We start from the raw sequence: 14,935 nt of genomic DNA, 5'->3' as shown, positions 1-14,935 counted from the left end.
GCTGGTGGCCGCGTGGTGCGAGGTTCCGTGCCTGGTGCGAGGTTGCCGGGTCGCACGGAACACGGAACCTCGCACGGTTCAGTGATGCGCCGGTACCGTCGGGCACATGACGGAGCGGGTGACGGCGGCGTACGGCGCTCGGGCCGATGAGTACGCGGCACTGCTCGGGTCGATGAGCGCCGTCCACCCGGACGACCGCGGACTCGTCGACGCCTGGGCAGCCGGTCGCAGCGGTCCCCTGGTCGACGCCGGGTGCGGTCCCGGTCACTGGACGGCGCACCTCGCACGGCAGGGGCACCGCGTCACCGGCATCGACGCGGTGCCGCAGTTCGTCGAGCACGCACGACGGACGCACGGCGCTGTGGACGCGGACCTCGACTTCCGGGTCGGGTCGCTCGACGCGCTGCCGCTGGCGGACGGCAGCGTCGACGGGGTCCTCGCGTGGTACTCGGTGATCCACCACGACCCATCGCAGATCGGTGGGGCACTCGCCGAGTTCTGTCGGGTGCTCGCCCCCGGCGGTGGGCTGTTGCTCGGGTTCTTCGAGGGCGCCGCGGTCGAGGCCTTCGACCACGCGGTCGTCACCGCGTACCGCTGGCCGGTCGCGTCCCTGGCGGCGCTGCTGGACGAAGCGGGGTTCGACGTCGCGGACGTCCACACCCGCACGGCTCCGGAGCACCGGCCGCACGGGGCGATCAGTGCGGTGCGCCGCTGATCGCTGATCGCTGACCGCCGTCCGTCCGAGCGGCCGGTCAGGCGTCCGAGACCATCGCGCTCAGAGCAGCGGCGATCTCCGTCACGGCATCGAGTTCCCCTTCCGCGATCGCGACGATGAAGTCGTACGCCTGATCGTTCGAGGCGTGGAGCCGGACACCGTTCACGCCGAGGAAGACCACGAGCAGCATCAGCCCGAGGCGCTTGTTGCCGTCGACCAAGGCGTGGTTCCGGATGGCGGAGTGGACGAGCGCCGCCGCTTTCTCGACCAGTGCCGGGTAGGCGTCGTTCCCGCCCACCGACGCGGCGGGTCGCGCGACCGCCGCCTCGAGCAGTCCGACGTCGCGGATCACGGAGTCAGCCCCCAGGGTCCGACGAGCGATGTGCAACGCCTCGTCGGTCGTGAGGTGGATCACTTGCCGAGTCGTTCGAGCGCCTCGGCGTAGCGCGGGAGTTCTCGGTCGAGGATGCCGTCGATCAGGTCGCTGCGGCTGTGCTGCTCGACGTACTCGCGGATGGCGGCGCGGGCGACGTCCTGCATCGAGCGCTCCTCGAGGTCAGCACGCTTGCGCAACGCCGCTGCCTCGGCATCGTCGAGTCGGAGGGTCATGGCCATGGAGTCGATGGTATCAACGGTGGTACCTGAACGGGCCCCAGTGATCGTGGTCATGGAACGACGGTACGAGCGTCCCCGTCGACGCAGACGAGACCAGGGGTCGGATGGGGATGACGACGGCCGCGCTGCGCCCTGTGGAGGAACTGCCAGGATCCGTCGCAGGTCGTCGACGTTCGTCAGTCGGTGGTGACCGCGAGCGCGGCGAGGATCTCCCGCACGGTGTCGTCGACCGATCCGTCGATCGACACCGCGACCGCCGCCTCGTCGGGCTGCGGCCGCTCGAGGGTCGCGAACTGCGAGTCGAGCAGGGTCGTCGGCATGTACTCGTGGTGACGGTGGGACTGCCGCTCGGCGATGAGGTCGCGGGACCCGTCGAGGAAGGCGATGACGAGCCCCGGTGCGGATGCGCGCAGACGGTCCCGGTAGACGCGCTTGAGCGCTGAGTTCGCCATCACGCACCGGGACCCGTCGGCCTCGACCGCGGCGATCCGCTCGGCGCAGGCGTCGAGCCACGGCCAGCGGTCCTCGTCGGTGAGCGGCGTGCCCTGCCGCATCTTCTCCTTGTTGGCGGCCGGGTGCAGGTCGTCGGCATCGACGAAGACACAGGGTTCGCCCTGCGCGACCAGTGCGTCGGTGAGGGTCTGGCCGATGGTGGACTTGCCGGAGCCCGAGACTCCCATGACGAGGACGGGCGGGTGGACAGCGAACTCGCTCATCCCTCCACAGTATTGATCCGGTGAACTCTGGTCCCCAGTTCCCGGAACTCCTGTGCGGTCCCAGACCACCGGTCGTAGGTTGGGCGCCAACGTCAGGACAAAGGAGACCCTCGTGGCAGACAACAACGGTCAGGCGAACATCGGAGTCGTCGGACTCGCAGTGATGGGCTCGAACCTTGCCCGCAACCTCGCATCGCGCGAAGGCAACACGGTGGCGGTCTACAACCGCACGTACGCCCGCACCGAGGAACTGCTCCAGGAGCACGGCGACGCAGGGTTCATCGCGTCCGAGGACATCGACGGGTTCGTCGCGTCGCTGTCGAAGCCCCGCACCGCGATCATCATGGTGCAGGCCGGCAAGGGCACCGACGCCGTGATCGGGCAGCTCGCCGAACGATTCGAGCCGGGCGACATCATCGTCGACGGGGGCAACGCGAACTTCCACGACACCATCCGCCGTGAGCACGATCTGCGCGAGCAAGGGCTGAACTTCGTCGGCACCGGCATCTCCGGTGGTGAAGAGGGCGCGCTGAAGGGCCCGTCGATCATGCCCGGTGGCTCGAAGGAGGCCTGGGAGACGCTCGGGCCGATCCTCAAGTCGATCGCCGCGGTGGCCGAAGGTGAACCGTGCGTGACCCACATCGGCACCGACGGCGCCGGGCACTTCGTCAAGATGGTGCACAACGGCATCGAGTACGCCGACATGCAGCTCATCGCCGAGTCGTACGACCTGCTCCGTCGCGTCGGCGGGCTCTCGGTGGAGGACCTGGTGCAGGTCTTCGACGAGTGGAACAAGGGCGACCTCGAGTCCTACCTGATCGAGATCACCGGCGAGGTCCTCAAGCAGCGCGACGCCGCCACCGGCAAGCCGCTCGTCGACGTCATCCGTGACGCGGCCGGCTCGAAGGGCACCGGCGTCTGGACCGTGCAGAACGCGGTGGGTCTGGGCATCCCGGTGTCGGGCATCGGCGAAGCCGTGTTCGCCCGTGCGGTGTCGTCGAAGCCGACGCAGCGTGCCGCCGTGCAGCAGTCGGTCAAGAGCCGTCCGCAGATCGCCGAGGTGCCGGACACCTTCGCCGACGACGTCCGTGCGGCGCTCTACGCCTCGAAGGTCGTCGCGTACGCGCAGGGGTTCGACCTCATCATCGCCGGGGCGAAGGAGTACGGCTGGGACATCGACCTCGGCAACGTCGCGAAGATCTGGCGAGGCGGTTGCATCATCCGGGCGCAGTTCCTGAACCGCATCGTCGAGGCGTACGACGAGAACCCGAAGCTCGAGTCGCTGCTGGTCGACCCGTACTTCGCGAACGCCGTCGCCGAGGGCGAAGCAGCCTGGCGGCGCATCGTCGGGATCGCCGCCGCATCCGGTGTCCCCGCGCCGGGCTTCTCGTCCGCGCTGTCGTACTTCGACTCGCTCGCGTCCGACCGGCTGCCCGCAGCGCTGATCCAGGGCCAGCGCGACTTCTTCGGAGCGCACACCTACCAGCGCATCGACAAGGACGGCACCTTCCACACGCTGTGGTCCGACGACGACCGCCGCGAGGTCGAGCAGGAGCCGTCGACGCACTGACGAACCGCACCCGCCGCCGACCGACGTCGGTGCGTGCGCAGCACGGAGGGCCTCGCCGAACGCGGGGCCCTTCGTCGCATCAGGCGACGATGCGCTCCCGTGCCAGGTCGGCGACGAGCCGGTCCAGCCGCGGACCACGCCCGAGCAGCCGCCGCGAACCCGGTGCAGTCCGGACGAAGAAGGTCGCGACGGCCGGGGTGTCGTCCGGCCGCACGTGGTGGATCGCCACCGCACAGGCTCGGCGAGCACCGTCCGAGCCGCCAGCGCGACCCGAGCCACCCGAGCGGCGCGAGGCACCCGAGCCGTCCGTCCGTTCCGGCACGTCCTCGAGCCCGACGTGCACGACCCGACTCCACCGGATCACGAGCAGCCGGGTCGCCCGCCGTTCGTCGAGTTCCCACAGGGAGGCCTCGGTGGCGCCGAAGGCCCACGTCACGCGCGAACCGAGGTGGGTGTCCGGACGGACTTCGTCGATGACGCCGCGGAGTTCGGGCGTCGGCGCCGCCGGCACCAGCCACACCGTCGGGTCGATCCGACGGATGGCGAGCGCGAGCGCCTCGTCCGCCTGCCGCCGCCGTGCCGTCGCGGTCCGCACCACTGCGATCACGATGACCACGACACCGAGTCCGATCGCACCGAACTCGACGATGCCGTACCAGGACAGGTCCACGCTGGGTGCCGTCGAGACGACGACGATCCGGGTGATCAGGAGTGCCAGCCAGACGGCGACGATGACCCAGCGCAGGGTGGCGAGTCGACGTGCCGGCGACATCGGTGTCCGCCCGGCGCCGCGGGCACGACCGGACCGCGGGACACCATCCGGACGCTGCAGCACGGTCTGATCCTCCCACGAGGCGCGCGCCACCTGCTGGCCGGACCCGGTGGACGCGCGGGGAAGCCCGCACACAGCCCACGAGCGGCCTGACGACCTACGCTCGGGCGGTGACCACCGAGACGACGGACGAACCGATCGGCCGACCGACGGCGGATCCGTCCTCCGGGACGCGCGGGCCCGATGCACCTCCGACCCGACGTTGGACGCTGATCGCCGCGATCGTCGGCATCGTGGCCGCCGCCGCGTTCCTCGGTGTCGCCGAGTTCGGCGCACTGCTGCTCGGCGGGGCGGGCAGCCCCCTGGTCGCCGTCGGTTCAGCGGTCATCGACCTCGCTCCCCCGGGTGCGAAGGACTTCATGGTCGCCGTGTTCGGCACCGGGGACAAGGTCGCCCTGTTCGTGCTCATGACGGTGATCGTCATCGCGATCAGTGCCGGTGCCGGAGTCCTCGAGCGCGCACGCCCGCCCTTCGGTGCGCTCGTGTTCGCCGCCGGTGGTGTGCTGGCGCTGTTGGCCGTCAGCACCCGCTCGGGCAGCGGGAGCCTGGACGGCGCCCCGACGGTCCTCGGGATCGCCGCGGCCGTGGTCGTCCTGCGCCTGCTGCTCCAGCGGCTGCGACCGTGGGAAGCAGCGGCTGCCGTGCCGTCAGCGGCCCCGCGACCCGCCTCGGCGGAGCGCCGGACGTTCTTGATCTGGGGTGTCGCGACGGCGACCCTCGCGGTCGTGGTGGGCACCGCCTCCCGGCTCGGGTCGTCCGCGATGCAGGCGGCCGCTGCTGCCCGGCGGGCCATCCGGCTGCCCGCGGCGGCGACCGCTGCACCGGCGGTCCCCGCCGGTGCGTCGCTCGACGTCGACGGCATCACCCCGTACATCACGCCGAACGCTGACTTCTACCGGATCGACACGGCGCTGCGCGTGCCCATGGTCGACCCCGCCGACTGGTCGCTCCGGATCCACGGCGCGGTGGAGAACGAGATCACGCTGACGTGGGACGAGCTGCTCGCCCTGCCGCTCGAGGAGCACGTCGCCACGCTGAGCTGCGTGTCGAACGAGGTCGGCGGTGACCTCATCGGGACGGCCCGCTGGCTGGGCTACCCGATCCGCGAACTCCTCGCCCGGGCGCGTCCGACGGGCGACGCCGACATGGTGCTCTCACGGAGCATCGACGGGTTCTCCGCCGGCACCCCGCTCGACGTACTGCAGGACGACGGCACCGCGGCGCTCCTCGCGGTCGGGATGAACGGCGAACCCCTGCCGACCGAGCACGGGTTCCCCGTGCGGATGGTCGTGCCGGGGCTGTTCGGGTACGTCTCGGCGACGAAGTGGGTCACCGAGCTCGAGGTCACCCGCTTCGCCGACGCGCAGGGCTACTGGACCCCGCGCGGCTGGTCGGAGCGTGGCCCGGTCAAGCTCGAGTCGCGCATCGACACACCGCGGAACGGGTCGACCGTGACCGCGGGCAAGCCGGTGGCGATCGCCGGGGTCGCATGGCAGCCGCACAAGGGCGTGAAGGCCGTCGAGGTCCGCGTCGGAGGCGGCGACTGGCAGCGCGCCGAACTCGCCGACTCGGTCTCCGCGGACACCTGGCGGCAGTGGGTGGTGCGGTGGACGCCGACCTCCGGCTCGCACCGCATCGAGGTGCGCGCGACCAGTGCGGACGGCGAGGTGCAGACGAGCGTGGACCGGCCGCCGGCGCCGAACGGGGCGACGGGCTGGCACACGGTGACGGTCGACGCGCGCTGACGCTCCGGCAGCGGAGTCTCGGAGTCGCAGGGTCGCGGGACACGCCCGCTGAGGTCCGCCGAGGGAGCAGGAAAGGTCGGTTCGCGGACGCGCAGGCGACACTTCGTGCCGCCCCGGCGAACCTGAGCGGCATGTCGTGACCACTGGCCGCAGGCGTGCTCCGGTCACCCGACGGCCTGGAGGACCGGTGCCGGCCCGCTCCGCCCCTCACCCCGGTCGCGTGACACGCCACATGCGTCGCGCCGAGGGTGCAGGAAGCGTCCGTTCGCGGACGCGCAGGCGACACTTCGTGCCGCCCCAGCGAACCTGAGCGGCATGTCGTGACCACTCGGCGGCGGGGGCCGGGCGCCGGGGGCCGGGCACCGGGCACCGGCGGGCAGCGTGCGGTCAGGCGGGCAGGGTCGCGACGATGCAGGTGCCGTCGACCTCGGCGTCCCGCTCGACGGCGGTGGTGAAGCCGGCGGCCGCGAACGCAGCGGCGGACGCCTCGGCCTGGGCTTCGGACACCTCGATGACGACCGCGCCACCGGGCCGGAGCCACTCCCCCGCGCTCGCGGCGATCCGACGGTGCAGGTCGAGACCGTCCGCACCACCGTCGAGGGCGATTCGGTGCTCGTGTTCCCGGGCCTCGGTCGGCATCAACGCGATCGAGGCCGTCGGCACGTACGGGGCGTTCACCGCGATGACCGTCACGGCCCCGCGGAACCGCTCGGGCAACGGCGCGAACAGATCGCCTGCGACGACGATGCCGCGGTCGCCGATGTTCTCGGCCGCGACGTCGACGGCGTCCGGGTCGATGTCGGTGGCCACGAGGTCGAGCGCGCCGACGCGTCCGAACAGGGCGACCGAAATCGCACCCGCGCCGCAGCACAGGTCGACCACGCGGTCGTAACGCTGCAGCCGACGCGCAGCCTGCTCGACGACGAGGGTGGTGCGGGCGCGCGGCACGAAGACCCCGGGGGTCACCCGGATGCGGTGCCCATCGAAGGCGGCCCAGCCGAGCACGTACTCGAGCGGCTCACCGGCCAGCCGACGCTGCACGAGGGTGCGGAGTCGCACCGGCTCACCGTCACCGGCCTCGAGCAGCAGGTCGGCTTCGTCCTCGGCGAAGACGCTCCCGGCGGCCCGGAGCCGGGCCGCGAGGGCGTCACGCGCGGGATGGGTCACCACGGGCAACGGGACACGTCACGTCGCGGAGATGGTCCTGCGCCGTCGGCTGTGCCCATGGGTCGACGGCTCCGCTACGCTGCGCCGTCGAACATCGACGTCACGGAACCGTCGTCGAAGACCTCGTGGATGGCACGGGCGATGAGCGGCGCGATCGGCAGCACCTCGAGGCGGTCCCAGCGCTTGTCCATCGGCAGGGGCAGGGTGTCCGTCACGACCACGCGGTCGATGAACTCGCTCTGCAGCAACTCGGTGGCGGGGTCGGAGAACACGGCGTGGGTCGCGGCGACGACGACACCCGTGGCGCCGGCGTCCTTGAGCGCCTCGGCAGCCTTCGCGATCGTGCGGCCGGTGTCGATCAGGTCGTCGACGAGCAGGCAGACGCGACCGCTGACGTCACCGACGATCTCGTGCACCGAGACCTGGTTCGGCACGAGCGGGTCGCGACGCTTGTGGATGATGGCGAGCGGCGCACCGAGCTTCTCGGACCAGATGTCGGCGACACGGACGCGGCCCATGTCCGGCGACACGACGGTGAGCGTCTTCGGGTCGAGGATCTGGCGGAAGCGCTCGAGCAGCACCGGCATCGCGAACAGGTGGTCGACGGGGCCGTCGAAGAAGCCCTGGATCTGCGCAGCGTGCAGGTCGACGCTCATGATGCGGTGCGCGCCGGCAGCCTTGAACAGGTCGGCGACGAGGCGGGCCGAGATCGGCTCGCGGCCGCGGCCCTTCTTGTCCTGGCGGGCGTAGGGGTAGAACGGCGCCACGACGGTGATGCGCTTCGCCGAGGCACGCTTCAGGGCATCGACCATGATGAGCTGCTCCATGAGCCACTCGTTGATCGGCGCGGTGTGCGACTGGATGACGAAGGCGTCGCAGCCACGGACCGACTCGTCGAAGCGGGCGTAGAGCTCACCGTTCGCGAACGTCCGTGCATCGGTCGGCACGAGGTCGACCCCGAGCTCCTCCGCGATCTCGGCAGAGAGCGCCGGGTGTGCTCGCCCCGAGACGAGGACGAGTCGTTTCTGGCCGGTTGTCTTGATTCCGGACAAGTGCGGTGCTCACTCCCTGACCCACGAGGGGTCGATGTCGGCGACGGGTGGTCGCCAGGATCTATTCGCCGTTCGCGAGCCGAGCAGCCTCGGCCGCCGGTGTGCCGGGTCGGTGTTCCTCGACCCATCCGTCGGTGTTGCGCTGTGGGGCGTAGCTGATCGCGAGCGATCCTGCCGGAACGTCCTTGCGGACGGTGGTCCCGGCGCCGGTGTACGCACCGTCACCAATCCTAACGGGGGCGACGAACACGTTGTGCGAGCCTGTACGGACGTTCGAGCCGACCTCGGTTCGGTGCTTGTGCACGCCGTCGTAGTTCGCGGTGATGGTGTTCGCGCCGATGTTCGAGTCCTCGCCCACCTCGGCGTCGCCGATGTAGGACAGGTGCGGGACCTTGCTGCCGCGACCGATCCGGGCGTTCTTCGTCTCGACGAAGGTGCCGATCTTGCCGTCGTCGCCGAGGATCGTGCCGGGCCGCAGGTAGGCGAACGGGCCGACCGAGGCGCCGTCCCCGATCACCGCGAGGGTGGCGTCGACGCGGTTGACCGTGGCGCGGGCACCGACCTCGGTGTCGCGCAGCGTGGTGTCCGGACCGACGACGGCACCGGCGGCGATCGCGGTGGCACCGATGAGCTGGGTGCCGGGCAGGACTTCGGCGTCGGGCTCGATGGTGACGTCGAGGTCGATCCAGGTGGTCGCCGGGTCCTGCACGGTGACACCGGCGAGCTGGTGGCCGCGGACGATGCGGGCGTTGAGCTCGCGCGCAGCGTCGGAGAGCTGCGCACGGTCGTTGATGCCGGCGACGAGCCACGGGTCGGTCAGGGTGACGACGTCGATGCGCCCGCCGCGCTCACTGATCAGCGCGGGGGCGTCGGTGATGTACTTCTCGCCCTGCGCGTTCGCCGTGGTGAGCGACGGCAGGACCGCCCGCAACCGCGCGACGTCGAACGCGTAGATGCCCGCGTTCGCCTCGGTGATGGCCAGCTGCTCGGCCGTCGCGTCCTTGTGCTCGACGACGCTGACGAAGGCGCCAGCGCCATCACGCACGATCCGTCCGAGGCCCGTCGGGTCGGGGGCGATCGCGCTGACGAAGGTCGCCCCGTTGGCGGCACCGACGTGGGCGTCGACGAGCAGGCGGAGCGACGCCGCGTCGAGCAGCGGCACGTCGCCGGAGAGCACGACGACGGCACCGTCGAAGTCGGCGGGCAGGGCGTCGACCGCCACCTCGACCGCACGGCCGGTGCCGGGGATGGCGTCCTGGTCGACGATGATCGCGTCAGGGGCGCGCTCGACGACCTCGGCCGCGACACGATCACGCTCGTGCCGCACGACCACGGCGACGTGCTCGGGGCTGAGCGACGACGCCGTGCGCAGCACGTGCCCGATGAGCGGCAGCCCGGCGAGCCGGTGCAGCACCTTGGGCGTGGACGACTTCATGCGCGTGCCCTGCCCGGCGGCGAGGACGACGACGGCGATGCGCTGGTCGGTCATGGACCCATCCTGGCGCACCCGAGCCCGTGGCGTCCGACGCGAGCACGGTCCTGTGCCCAACCGTGCGCACAACCGCAGCCTGTGGACGGACCGGCACCGTGCCTCCAGGCCCGGGCCGACGGCACGCCGTGCCTCAGCCCCGCACGCCGCGGACGAGGCCCAGGCCGGCTGTCAGCCCTGCACCACCTGCGGCTCCCGCTTGACGAAGGCCATAAGCACCAGCCCGGCGATGAGCACGACGACCACGCCGAGGATCCCGAACCGGGTGGACCCACCGACGGTCACCGCGACGCCGAACAGCGCCGGCGCGAGGAACGACGCGGCGCGGCCGGTGGTGGCGTAGAGGCCGAAGAGCTCGCCTTCGCGGCCGGGGGTCGTCAACCGCGCCAGGTGGGCACGCGACGACGACTGCACCGGGCCGACGAACACCGCGAGGGTCAGCCCGAGCACCCAGAACCACTGCGTCTCGTTGCCGGCGGCAAAGACCCCGACCCCGCAGACGGCGAGTCCGACGAGCGAGACCATGATGAGCGCACGCGACCCGAACCGGTCGTCGAGGCGTCCGGAGACGAACGTCGCGATGCCGGCCACGACGTTTGCGGCGATGGCGAACAGGATGACCTGGGACGGCGTGAACCCGAACACCTGGGCGGCGACGATCCCGCCGAACGTGAAGACGGCACCGACGCCGTCGCGGAACACCGCGCTGGCGAGCAGGAACGCCAGGACGTTGCGCCGCTCGCGCCAGAGCCGGGCGATGTCGCGACCGAGGTCCGCGTAGGCGCCGAACACGCCACCGCCGCGGGTGCGGTCCGGCACTGCCTCGGGCACGGTGAGGAACAGCGGGATCGAGCTGACGGCCAGCCAGACGGCGGCGATGCCGATCGCGACGCGGACGTCCCACTGCCCGGTGGCGACGGTCGCCGGCAGCTGCAGGAGCCCGCCGACGACCCCGTCGCCCCGGAAGTCCTGGATGCAGAGCACGAGCAGCAGCACGAGCAGCACGATCCCGCCGAAGTACCCAGCCGCCCACCCGATGGCGGACACCCGGCCGGTGCGTTCCCCGGAGGCGACCTGCCCGAGCATGGCGTTGTACCCGACGGTCGCGATCTCGTAGGCCACGGTGCCGATGCCGAGCAGGGCTGCGCCGAGGAACAGGTACGGCTGGCTCGGCGCGACGAAGACCATGCCGCCGATCGACAGCGCGACACCGATCGTGGCGATGAGGACGGAGCGACGGCGGTGTCCGGACGAGTCCGCGAGCCGCCCCATGGCCGGGGCCACGAGCGCGACGACGATGCCCGCGATGGTCAGTGCGGTGGACACGACGGCGGCGTTGTGCGCGAGCTCCCGCTCCACGATCGCCTTGCCCGCCACCGACGTGTCGCCGACGAGCGCCGGGTCCACGAACGCCCGGCTCGCCAGGTACGTGCTGAACACGAAGGTGGTGACGACCGCGTTGAACGCGGCCGACCCCCAGTCCCAGAGCGCCCAGGAGACGAGCGCGCGCCGGTCGGTGCGCTGCGGCACGACGGCGGCCGGTGAAGCGGTCATGCGCGAACCGTAGCGCGTCCCGGTGACGCGGCGGTGGCCCCGTTCCGGGTCACGTGCGGGACGGGAGGCACGGGGCGGCCTGGCGCCGCGCCTCCCGTCCGCACCGTGCCCGCGTCGTCACCCGGTGCGAGCTTCCACGCACCGTGCCCGGCCGCAACACCGCACCAAGCACGCAACGCGGCCCGAGCCGGCGAAGCCTGCACCGTGCCGGACGGGAGGCACGTCGCGGCCCGGCCCTGCGCCTCCCGTCCGCACCGTGCCCACGTCGTCACCCGGTGCGAGCTTCCACGCACCGTGCCCGGCCGCAACACCGCACCAAGCACGCAACGCGGCCCGAGCCAGCGAAGCCCGCACCGTGCCGGACGGGAGGCACGTCGCGGCCCGGCCCCGCGCCTCCCGCCCGCACCGTGCCCACGTCGTCACCCGGTGCGCGCTTCCACGCACCGTGCCCCGCCGCAACGCCGCACCAGGCACGCAACGCGGCCCGAGCCAGCGAAGCCCGCACCGTGCCGGACGGGAGGCACGGGGCGGCCCGGCGCCGCGCCTCCCGTCCGCACCGTGCCCGCGTCGTCACCCGGTGCGGGCTTCCACGCACCGTGCCCGGCTGCAACGCCGCACCGGGCACGCAACGCGGCCCGGGCTGGCGAAGCCTGCGCCGTGCCCGGCCGCAACACCGCACCAGGCACGCAACGCGGCCCGAGCCAGCGAAGCCCGCACCGTGCCGGACGGGAGGCACGTCGCGGCCCGGCCCCGCGCCTCCCGTCCGCACCGTGCGCGCGTCGTCACCCGGTGCGCGCTTCCACGCACCGTGCCCCGCCGCAACGCCGCACCAGGCACGCAACGCGGCCCGAGCCAGCGAAGCCCGCACCGTGCCGGACGGGAGGCACGTCGCGGCCCGGCCCCGCGCCTCCCGTCCGCACCGTGCGCGCGTCGGCACCCGGTGCGCGCTTCCACGCGCCGTGCCCCGCCGCAACGCCGCACCAGGCACGCAACGCGGCCCGGGCCGGCGAAGCCTGCACCGTGCCGGCTCAGGCCGGGATGCCGCCGGGGTAGACGACGGACTTGAGCGACTCCGGGTCGGTGTCGCTCTCGAGAGCCTCGCGGACGTCGTCGAGCCCGAACCGGCCGGTGACGAGCGAGTCGAGGTCGACCTGCCCGGACGCGACCAGCTGGATCGCCACCGGCCACGTGTTCGTGTACCGGAAGATCCCGGTGACGGTGACCTCGAGGTTCTGAATGTGCTCGACCGGCAGGGTCATCTCGGAGTTGCCGAGCCCGACCAGCACCGCGGCACCCGCCGGACCGACCGCCTTGATGCCGTCCGAGACCGCACGGGGCGCACCGCTGGCGTCGATGAACGCGTCGACGGGGACGATGTCGGACGCGACGGACACGACGGTGGGGTCGACGACCTCGGTGGCGCCGAACTCCAGGGCCCGCGCACGGCGCTCCGGGACCAGGTCGCTGACGACGATGCGCGATGCACCGAATGCCTTCGCGACCTGCGCGCAGATGATGCCGATCGGACCGGCACCGGCGATGAGCACCGACGAACCGGGCACGATGCCGGCCTTGCGGACGGCGGCGATGCCGACCGACAGGGGCTCGAGGAGCGCACCGGCCTCGAACGACACCGAGTCGGGCAGGACGTGCGCGAACTCGGACTCGATCGTGACCAACTCGGTGAAGGCGCCGTCGACCGGCGGCGTCGCGTAGAAGCGCATGTGCGGGCAGAGGTTGTAGCGACCGGCCAGGCACTGCGCGCAGCGGTGGCAGGGGCGCTGCGGCTCGATGGCCACGCGCTCCCCCACACGGGACGGGTCGACGCCCTCGCCGACCGCCTCGATCGTGCCGGAGAGTTCGTGGCCGAGGACGAGGGGTTCCTCGACGACGAAGTCGCCGATGCGGCCGTGGCGGTAGTAGTGCACGTCGGAGCCGCAGACGCCCACGGCCGCGACCCGGACGAGCACGTCGCCGGCGTCGACGCCAGGGACCGGGCGGTCCTCGACGGTGAGGTCCTGGGTGCCGAGCAGGACACTGGTGCGCTGGGTGGAGGTCATGCGGTTCTCGCTTCCTCGGCCGCGTCGTCGCGGCCGGACGTGAGGGTGGTGGAGGGGGCGGCGGCGGATGCCGCGGGCGCGGTCGCCGCGGGCGCCGCGGTGGCCGGTCTGAGCCGCGCTGCCGTCGGGTCGCGCAGCAGATCACGGAACCCGAGTTCAGCAGCGCCTCGGAGCAGGACATCGGCACCGAGCGCCGCCGGTGCGATGCGCAGCCGCTCGGTCACGGCAGCCATCGACTGGGCCCGGACCTCGGCCTCGATGCGGTTCCCGACGTGGCCGAGGAGCACTCCGAGGAACCCACCGAGGACGACCACCTCGGGGTTGACGGTGTGGATGGCATTGCGGAGTGCGGTCGCGAGGGCCGTGACCTGGCGGTCGACCACCCGCTCGACCTCGGGACGGCGCTGCGCGAGCGCCGCGCCGAGCGCTGACGGGTCGTCCGAGGCGACGCCGGCGGCAGCGACCAGGGCATCACGCGACGCCTCGGTCTCGAGACACCCGACAGCACCGCAGTGACAACGGACACCGTTCGCTGCGACGAAGGTGTGACCGAGCTCGCCGGCGTACCCGTCCGCACCGCTGAGGGGCCGAGCGGCACTGATGACGCCGCCGCCGATACCGCTCGCGCCACCGTTGAGGTAGATCAGGTCGTCGACTCCGCGGCCACTGCCGTACAGCCGCTCCGCCCAGGCGCCGGAGTTCGCGTCGTTCGCGGCTCGGACCGGCAGACCGGTGCGCTCGGCGAGGGGACGGGCGATCGGTTCGTCGTGCCAGCCGAGGTGCGGCGCGTAGCGGACCACGCCGTCCTCGACCCGCACGGTCCCGGGGACCGCGACACCGATTCCGGCGATCCGCGTGGGCGGGCCTTCCCCGGCGATCAACTCGTCCAGGAGTCCGGCGATGGTCTCGACCGCCTCGGCAGCGGTCGGGGCGCTCTCGCTCGCCGCCACCGCGCGGGTGCGCACGCTGCCGTCGAGTCCGACGAGTGCGACGGTCACGGCGTCCACCTCGACCGTGACGGCGACCGCGACCACCTCCGCCGAGGCACGGACCACCGGGCTCGGGCGGCCGACGCCAGCACTCGTGCTGCCGGTCCCGGGCACGTCCTCGTGCACCAGCCCGAGTTCGACCAGTTCGCCGACGAGCGTGAGCGTGGTTGAGCGGTTGAGTCCGGTGCGGCGGGTGAGCTCGGCGCGGGTGATCGGACCGTCCTCGTGCGCCAGGCGGAGGACACGTGCGGCGTTGCGCAGCGCCGGGGTCTGCGCGACACCGGGTGCTGCAGCTGTGCGTGCCATCGGGTCCTCTCGGTCGGTCCTTGCTTGCTTGCTTGCTTGCCCATCTTCGCGTGCTCGGTCCTTCCCAGAACGCCGGCGATGGAGAGCGGGATCGGGCGTACCTGGTCGAAACGAACGACCAGGTG

The 14,935-nt window shown here is 72.2% G+C and carries 13 protein-coding genes; 3 read left to right on the top strand and 10 right to left on the bottom strand.

The genetic code is table 11. The features are described from left to right. Positions 1–106: 106 nt before the first annotated feature. A complete protein-coding gene (locus tag ACL00U_RS03675) occupies positions 107–715 on the top strand; it encodes a class I SAM-dependent methyltransferase (RefSeq protein ID WP_194590275.1) in 609 nt (202 codons plus the stop codon). Between the two features lie 37 nt (positions 716–752). Here ACL00U_RS03675 and ACL00U_RS03670 read toward each other — a convergent pair whose 3' ends face one another. From ACL00U_RS03670 to ACL00U_RS03660, 3 genes are all read right to left on the bottom strand, one after another. Continuing rightward, positions 753–1,130, bottom strand: a complete 378-nt coding sequence (locus ACL00U_RS03670) for a type II toxin-antitoxin system death-on-curing family toxin (RefSeq protein ID WP_159557481.1) — start codon at positions 1,128–1,130, stop codon at positions 753–755. Beyond that, positions 1,127–1,330, bottom strand: coding sequence for a ribbon-helix-helix protein, CopG family (locus tag ACL00U_RS03665; RefSeq protein WP_017886769.1), 204 nt, complete (start codon positions 1,328–1,330; stop codon positions 1,127–1,129). Before ACL00U_RS03665 ends, ACL00U_RS03670 begins: the two co-directional genes overlap by 4 nt. Positions 1,331–1,506: 176 nt before the next feature. Further along, on the bottom strand, positions 1,507–2,046 hold the full coding sequence (locus ACL00U_RS03660) for a gluconokinase (protein WP_159557479.1): 540 nt from the start codon (positions 2,044–2,046) through the stop codon (positions 1,507–1,509). A 112-nt stretch (positions 2,047–2,158) separates the two neighbouring features. Between ACL00U_RS03660 and gndA the strand changes: the two genes are divergently transcribed. Further along, on the top strand, positions 2,159–3,616 hold the full coding sequence (gene gndA, locus ACL00U_RS03655; RefSeq protein WP_017886771.1) for an NADP-dependent phosphogluconate dehydrogenase: 1,458 nt from the start codon (positions 2,159–2,161) through the stop codon (positions 3,614–3,616). A gap of 79 nt (positions 3,617–3,695) precedes the next feature. On the opposite strand, the gene ACL00U_RS03650 is transcribed toward gndA, so the two are convergent. After that, positions 3,696–4,451: a hypothetical protein gene (locus ACL00U_RS03650; protein ID WP_042537736.1), complete on the bottom strand. Its 756-nt coding sequence runs from the start codon at positions 4,449–4,451 to the stop codon at positions 3,696–3,698. A 107-nt stretch (positions 4,452–4,558) separates the two neighbouring features. Here ACL00U_RS03650 and ACL00U_RS03645 point away from each other — a divergent pair, with 107 nt between their 5' ends. Beyond that, positions 4,559–6,193 (top strand): molybdopterin-dependent oxidoreductase, encoded by a 1,635-nt coding sequence (locus ACL00U_RS03645; RefSeq protein WP_412873836.1) that lies wholly within the window; start codon positions 4,559–4,561, stop codon positions 6,191–6,193. A 387-nt stretch (positions 6,194–6,580) separates the two neighbouring features. On the opposite strand, the gene ACL00U_RS03640 is transcribed toward ACL00U_RS03645, so the two are convergent. The 6 genes from ACL00U_RS03640 to ACL00U_RS03615 form a co-directional block, all read right to left on the bottom strand. After that, positions 6,581–7,363 carry a putative protein N(5)-glutamine methyltransferase gene (locus ACL00U_RS03640; protein WP_259575735.1) on the bottom strand — a complete coding sequence of 261 codons (783 nt, stop codon included), beginning with the start codon at positions 7,361–7,363 and terminating at the stop codon, positions 6,581–6,583. A gap of 71 nt (positions 7,364–7,434) precedes the next feature. Then, the gene (locus ACL00U_RS03635; RefSeq protein WP_017886775.1) at positions 7,435–8,412 is read right to left on the bottom strand and encodes a ribose-phosphate diphosphokinase; all 978 of its coding nucleotides are present in this window, start codon (positions 8,410–8,412) and stop codon (positions 7,435–7,437) included. Between the two features lie 61 nt (positions 8,413–8,473). Next, complete coding sequence (gene glmU, locus ACL00U_RS03630) at positions 8,474–9,901, bottom strand: bifunctional UDP-N-acetylglucosamine diphosphorylase/glucosamine-1-phosphate N-acetyltransferase GlmU (RefSeq protein ID WP_056072793.1); 1,428 nt, start codon at positions 9,899–9,901, stop codon at positions 8,474–8,476. A gap of 171 nt (positions 9,902–10,072) precedes the next feature. Then, complete coding sequence (locus ACL00U_RS03625; protein WP_017886778.1) at positions 10,073–11,455, bottom strand: MFS transporter; 1,383 nt, start codon at positions 11,453–11,455, stop codon at positions 10,073–10,075. A 1,028-nt stretch (positions 11,456–12,483) separates the two neighbouring features. Then, positions 12,484–13,515 (bottom strand): NAD(P)-dependent alcohol dehydrogenase, encoded by a 1,032-nt coding sequence (locus tag ACL00U_RS03620; RefSeq protein ID WP_262118434.1) that lies wholly within the window; start codon positions 13,513–13,515, stop codon positions 12,484–12,486. After that, positions 13,512–14,810 carry an ROK family transcriptional regulator gene (locus ACL00U_RS03615; protein ID WP_214585036.1) on the bottom strand — a complete coding sequence of 433 codons (1,299 nt, stop codon included), beginning with the start codon at positions 14,808–14,810 and terminating at the stop codon, positions 13,512–13,514. Before ACL00U_RS03615 ends, ACL00U_RS03620 begins: the two co-directional genes overlap by 4 nt. Positions 14,811–14,935: the final 125 nt, after the last annotated feature.

Origin of the sequence: Curtobacterium poinsettiae (genome assembly GCF_047226435.1) — a bacterium.
In the GTDB taxonomy this organism is placed as follows: domain Bacteria; phylum Actinomycetota; class Actinomycetes; order Actinomycetales; family Microbacteriaceae; genus Curtobacterium; species Curtobacterium poinsettiae.
This window is presented reverse-complemented; position numbering and strand designations above follow the sequence as displayed.